Annotated in this window: 7 protein-coding genes; 2 read left to right on the forward strand and 5 right to left on the reverse strand. The window is 29.4% G+C overall.

What is annotated here, in order from left to right; all coding sequences use genetic code 11:
• Positions 1-76 precede the first annotated feature (76 nt).
• A complete protein-coding gene (locus tag EK368_RS09045) occupies positions 77-1,210 on the forward strand; it encodes a tyrosine-type recombinase/integrase (RefSeq protein WP_129598662.1) in 1,134 nt (377 codons plus the stop codon).
• A gap of 93 nt (positions 1,211-1,303) precedes the next feature.
• Here the strand turns inward: EK368_RS09045 and EK368_RS09050 are convergent, their stop codons facing one another.
• Entirely contained in the window at positions 1,304-1,603 is a 300-nt protein-coding gene (locus EK368_RS09050) for a LysM peptidoglycan-binding domain-containing protein (protein WP_165000398.1), read from the reverse strand.
• A 253-nt stretch (positions 1,604-1,856) separates the two neighbouring features.
• On the opposite strand from EK368_RS09050, the gene lexA reads away from it, so the two are divergent.
• Positions 1,857-2,465, forward strand: a complete 609-nt coding sequence (gene lexA / locus EK368_RS09055) for a transcriptional repressor LexA (RefSeq protein WP_129598667.1) — start codon at positions 1,857-1,859, stop codon at positions 2,463-2,465.
• A 178-nt stretch (positions 2,466-2,643) separates the two neighbouring features.
• Here the strand turns inward: lexA and EK368_RS09060 are convergent, their stop codons facing one another.
• From EK368_RS09060 to EK368_RS09075, 4 genes are all read right to left on the reverse strand, one after another.
• A complete protein-coding gene (locus EK368_RS09060; protein WP_129598669.1) occupies positions 2,644-4,656 on the reverse strand; it encodes a methyl-accepting chemotaxis protein in 2,013 nt (670 codons plus the stop codon).
• A gap of 774 nt (positions 4,657-5,430) precedes the next feature.
• Entirely contained in the window at positions 5,431-5,721 is a 291-nt protein-coding gene (locus EK368_RS09065; RefSeq protein ID WP_129598672.1) for a hypothetical protein, read from the reverse strand.
• A 47-nt stretch (positions 5,722-5,768) separates the two neighbouring features.
• A complete protein-coding gene (locus EK368_RS09070; RefSeq protein WP_129598674.1) occupies positions 5,769-6,290 on the reverse strand; it encodes a hypothetical protein in 522 nt (173 codons plus the stop codon).
• A partial coding sequence (locus tag EK368_RS09075) for an RHS repeat-associated core domain-containing protein (protein WP_165000399.1) occupies positions 6,277-6,562 on the reverse strand: 286 nt, incomplete at its 5' end. The genes EK368_RS09070 and EK368_RS09075, both read right to left, overlap by 14 nt.

The raw sequence follows: 6,562 nt of genomic DNA on the forward strand, positions 1-6,562 counted from the left end.
CTTATTAATAATTGCCTTATTTTTTATATTTATGCTAAAATAATCATAGAGATACTATATTCTAGGAGTGTTTACTATGACAAAACAAATACTAAAAATTCATAATAAATCTGATATACCTGATAATATTGTTCAAAAAGAAAATCAACTTATTGAAAAATGTATTGAAATAGAAAAGCAACTACCTACATTTATGAAAGATTTCTTTATCTATCTTAAAAATGGTGTTGCACTATCTACTAGACACGCTTATTTACAAGATATTCTTTTTTTCTGTAAATACCTTTTATTAGAAACCAATCTTACAAAAGCTTCTCAAACAGAAGAAATCTCTCAAGATGATTTTAATGGTATTAAAGCTAGAGATATCAATAGATTTATAGGAGATTATTGTACAAGATATATAGTTGAAGAAAATGGAACTCCTACGATTATGGAAAATCACAACAGGGCTCTAGCAAGAAAAAAATCTTCTTTAACTGTATTATTCAAATATTTGTTTAGAGATGAAATTGTAAAAGAAAATATTACAGATGGAATTAACCCCATTCGTCTTCCCAAACCTCAACCTGATGCTATTAAAAAGCTTGAAATTGATGAAGTAGCAAAAATGTTAGATACAGTAGAGTCAGGATTAGGTCTTACAGAAAAAGAACTTATTTATTGGGAAAAAACAAAGCATCGAGACAAGGCTATATTGGTTTTATTTGTTACATACGGTCTACGACTTAAAGAATTACAACAATTAAATATTTCTTCTTTTAATTTTAATCGAGGAGATTTTAAAATATATAGAAAACGTGGAAAAGAAGTCAACATGCCTCTGAATTACTCTGTTGAAAAGGTAATCAAAGACTATATTTCTATAGAGAGAGCTTCTGATGATCAAATCTCAGAAAAGCATAAAGATGCACTTTTTTTATCTCTTCAAAAAACCAGAATGACTGAAAAAGCTATTCGCCAATTGGTAAAAAAATATACTTCTATTGCTTTAGGTACTACTCCTTCTAATGGATATAGTCCTCATAAATTAAGAGCTACGGCTGCTACTTCTTTGATTCAAAATGGATTTTCTATTTATGATGTACAAAATCTATTAGATCATGATAATGTGACGACGACGCAATTGTATGCTGCCCATAAAAAGAATGTAAAACGTGAAATTGTAGATCAATTTGAATGGTTAGAAGAATATGATCATAAAAAATAGTCCTTTTGCATAGGACTATTTTTTTTAAAATAAAATTTAAAATTTAAAAATAGATAAATGTATTCTTCGTTATTAATCTACTCGGAATATATTCTACTCTATTGGTATTTTTATAATTTGACCAGGATAAATTTCAAGTGAATTCATTTCATTAATGACACTAATTTCATAGAGAGTTTTTCTAACATCTTTATTTTTAGGTGTAAATTGTTTTGCTAAATTCCATAGAGTATCTCCATATTTTATATGTACCTCTACGTATCTTATCTCCTCCATATCTCCTATATTTGCTTTTACTGTGACCATAAAAACTAAAGATACTAATAAAATTACTATTATGATCATCATCATACTATGGAATGGATTTTGTACATAAAAATTTTTTGTTCTCATATCTGCCACCTCGAACACTAGTTCTTTTTCATTATTGTAACAGAACAAATGTTCTTTGTAAATAGTATTTACAAAATTTCCGAACAGACGTTTGATATTCATTTCTTTGTATGCTATAATAAAAAAGTATTCATTTAAAAGATCTATACGTTTAATTTTTTTGAACTACATAATGGAAATTATAAAATTATCCACAATTTTATTAGGTATATAATTTCTTAGTTACTATAAAAAATATTGTGAGGTGCTTATTATGGCGCAAAATTTAACAAAACAACAAGAAAAAATACTAAACTATATAAAAACTATTGTAAATACAAAAGGATATCCTCCATCAGTGCGAGAGATATGTGCAGCTGTAGGTTTAAAATCTACCTCTACTGTTCATAGTCATTTATCTAATCTTGAAAAAAATGGATATATTAGACGAGATCCTACAAAACCTAGAACTATTGAAATTCTTGAAGAAGATAGAGTCCATAGAAAAGAAACTGTAGATATTCCTATCGTAGGAAAGGTTACTGCTGGAGAACCTATTTTAGCTGTACAAAATATTGAAGATTCTTTTCCTGTTCCTGCAGATTTTTTGGATAACAATAATCACTTTATGTTAACCGTAAGAGGGACCAGTATGATTGATGCTGGCATATTAGATGGAGATTATGTTTTAGTTAAACAAAAAAACACAGCAGACAATGGAGAAATTGTAGTAGCTCTCTTAGAAGATGAATCTACTGTAAAAAGATTTTTCAAAGAAAAAGACTGCATAAGATTGCAGCCCGAAAATTCTTCTATGTCTCCTATTTTTACAAAGGACGTAACTATATTAGGAATCGTAAAAGGAGTATTTAGAAAATTATAGTATAAAAAAAAATAAATTGAACATACTTTGAATATGAGAATAAGATGAACAAATATTTTAGTCCCCCTTTAATATTTGATTCTTTCATCTTATTCTCTTTTTCTAAAAATGGAATACTGGAATAAAATAAAGATTTTATAAGTTTAAAATCATTTATCATAAGCTGTAGATCAAATAATTAGATCTTAAACTGCTTGATAATCTCTTCTAGTTCTTCTGAAATTTTTGCTAATCCTTCACTAGAATTTGCAATCTCTTCTATAGATGCTGCCTGCTCTTCCATAGAAGCTGAAGCTTCTTGTGTTCCTGCTGCGTTTTCTTCTGCTATAGCAGATAAATTTTGCATAAGCTCTACTAATTTATTTTTATTCTCTATCATATTTTTTGATGAACTATTAAGCTTATTAATTACTTCTTTAACAGATTCAATAGCCTGTGCAATAGAGTCAAACTTTACTTTTGTTTCACCTACACTTTGCTTTTGTTGATCTGCGATTCCTTTTACTTTATTCATTCCTTCTACTGCATTTTTTGATTGTTCTTTTAATCCTTCTATTACATCTTTAATGTCTTCCGTAAAACGATTAGAATCTTCAGCTAGTTTTCGAATTTCCTCAGCTACTACCGCAAAGCCTCTTCCTGCTTCTCCTGCACGAGCTGCTTCAATAGCTGCATTTAAAGCTAATAGATTCGTTTGATCTGCTATACTTTGAATCATTTCACTAGCTGTTTCAATTTTTTCAGCACTTTCATTATTTTTTAAAATAATATCATATATATTTTGTGTTGCTTGATTGTTTTGATCTGTATGATTCATAAGAATATTCAAAATTAAAAATCCTTCCTCTTTTTCTTTTTCAATGACTTGAGTTGCTTGATTCAGTTCTTTTAAATACTTTATATCTTTTTCTATTAGATTGCTTACTTCATCTACATGATGAGCAGAATTTTCTGTATCCCTTGCTTGATCATTAGCTCCTTTTGCTATTTCTTCTATCGTCTTTGCCACTTCTTCTGAAGCTAGAGCAGACTGTTCTGTAATCGTTGTTAACTCTTCTGAGGATGATGCTATATAATTAGAAGAATCCTTCGTTTTTATAATAAAATTTCTAATAGCATCTTCCATTTTTTTAAGTGAATGAACCATACTGCCGATTTCATCTTTTCGATGTGCATATTTAAAAGTTTTAAAGTTTTCATCCATATGAAAATCCAAATTAGCCTGCTTATTAATTACTTTTGTAATATCTACAATTGGTTTTGAAATGGTTCCACTTACAAAACAGGTAATGAGTGCTCCAATAACAATTGCAATCATCGTCAATATAATTAAAATATTTCTAAGATGATTTACCTCGTTTAAAATTTCACTAGCCTCTATACTAACCATTATAATCCAAGGAGTTCCTTCTACTGGAGCAAATCCTACGATCCTATCTACTCCTTCATAAAAGTAATCTCCACTGCCTATTTCTCTTGTTAATATTTTATTTTTAATAAGTTCTCCAAATTGACGAAGCTCTGGATTTTCTTTAGCCTTTTCTACAATATTATCTTGCTTAATAACTAATTCTATATTTTTATCACCTACCACAATTCCTTCATTATTAATAATAGTTGCATATCCTGTTTTTCCATAGGTTACTTTACTTGCAATTTCACTTAATGTAGTTCCTTCTCTTGTTCCATACAATACCCCTTTTTCATTATCATTAAAAGTAACAGGAGCCGCATAAGTCATGATAGGTTTTCCTGTTGATTTACTAATAATTATATCTGATGCATTAGACTCTCCTTTTAAGGCTTTTTGAATATATTCTCGACTACTTACATCTACTGTGCTTGGGGTACTTTCTAAAAGAGTACTATATCCGTTTTTATCAGACAAACAAAAACGAAGATATCCTGTTCTTTTAGCTTCTGCTTCACAAAGAGCGATCTTTTGTTCTAAAGAAATATCTTTATTTTGTATAACTGCATTTTGAGCTACAGATTCCACATATCTTAATTCCACTTCAATTTTTGTTTGTATGTACTTTGCATTAACCTGTGCTATATTCTTTAACTCCTTATGAGCATCTTCTAGTAACTGTTTACTCACTAGATTTATAGATACAAATGATAATCCTACACTTAAAATAAATATAACTACAGTAAATATAGCTATTAATCTGATTTTTAATGATTTCATAATATACCCTCCATTTTTCATACAATAGTGCTGAATTTCCCACTAATTTTAAATCTCAAAATTTCATCTAAAGTTATATAGTTTTTTAAACAAATAATCAATCCCCCCATCATATAATGTAGTTTAAGCTAATTGAATCATAGTACCACTCTTACAGTTACTAAATTTAAATACATTAAAAGAGCTACCCTTAGTTAAATTATATATTTTTCTACAATATTTTACAAATAATTATCAAAGTAAAGTGATAAATTGATCAAATTGATAAATTGATCAAATCTATCCATAGCTTTAAAATTGATTTTTATTAATAATATTTTACCTTATAAAGTTAATAATAGTAGTTATTTAATCTAATTAAACATTTCTGTAATTTTTTAATATAAAAAGTTTCATTCGTCTGATGTATCCCTATTTTCCTTTAAAATGTATTTTTCATTTACTTAACTATTTTTAAAATTGTAAAAAATACTTAAGTATGCTACTACTATAATAGCCATTACTATAAAAGTAAGGTGATCATCAAAAGACAACCACCTTAACAAACGTCGAATCTTACCCCAACTATTGACATAGAGCCAGAAAATCCCTAGCACCACGGTGGTAAATAGGGATTTTCATAGAAATTAAATATTCATTTTTTGTTGATTTATAGTACCTTTTTCACCCCTTATTTTGTACGTACATGAGAAATTTGAGAATTTTTCGTACATAGCTAACGGGATTTGTATAGTGATTGTTGTTCATTTGGCGCTAGGTATCCCCACCAAAACCCTAATTATTCTTATTTTTTTTATTGCCTAACCATAAGAACATATACCTATCTTCAATTACTTTACGTTCGAACACAGCTTGAAACACCCTGATACAAATATATATTAATGCAAGACCTGCAAAAGCTATCCTTGCTTCTAAACTATCAAAAGTCCCTTTAATAAATGTCTCAACTAGTCCAACTAATAACATTAATGCTAAGATAGTAAATCCAAGTGTATGCATCCACATAAATTTTTTAAATCCTAATGCTTTTAAAAACTTTTCAAAGTATAAAATTAAATGATTCATTATATTACTCCTTTCTCATTAATCCCCCAATAACTTCAAGGAGTCTCCTAATCCGAATCTTGTCCGTGCCCTTGATTTGTAATATCAATTTTTGCTATTACTCCAATTCCGAATGCCCCTCCAACTTCCACATTTACATAATGATATACATTATTTTCATCAATATAATTTACTCCAGCTTTAAGATGTCCCCCTATAGAGCCTCCGCTTGGAGCAAGTCCAATTGTTGTCTGAGTGTTTTTACCTTTCAAATCAATATTCGCTTGCCCTTCGACAATTGCTGCATATCCAGATAACGAAAGTTCCCCACTGACACCTTCTTGTTTATCAAATACAGCACCACCATAAGCTCTTCCATATGAACCACTTAAATCAATATTCGCATTTTCCCTTCCGATATTATTGATTTGCCCATTAACAATATGCCCATCGACTGAGAGACCTACATCACCTTTCGTAATTTTTGTTTTGGCGACTTTAATATAGTAGTTCTCTCCTTCCGGGCTACCCAATCCATTTATATCCGCTCTTAAATTGACTCCATTGTCATTATTTTTATTCCCCCTCATTAGCAAATGCTCTCTCTTTGTTTACACTAGCAAATCCACTTGGATCATAATAATTTACTGGATTGTTCCTACAGTATGCATATAAATTCAGTCCATCCCCACGATATACATCTTCTTGTGTAAATCTACCTATGATAGGGTTATAACATCTTGCTCTTAGGTAATACTGCTGGGTTACATTATCATATTGCTGTCCTGTATAAGTAATTCGATTTGAAATTTTTTCTTCTTTTTTTAGTATAGCACCAAAGGCATCATAGTGGTATTCATTT

Source organism: Anaerophilus nitritigenes (assembly GCF_004138215.1).
GTDB lineage: Bacteria > Bacillota > Clostridia > Peptostreptococcales > Thermotaleaceae > Anaerophilus > Anaerophilus nitritogenes.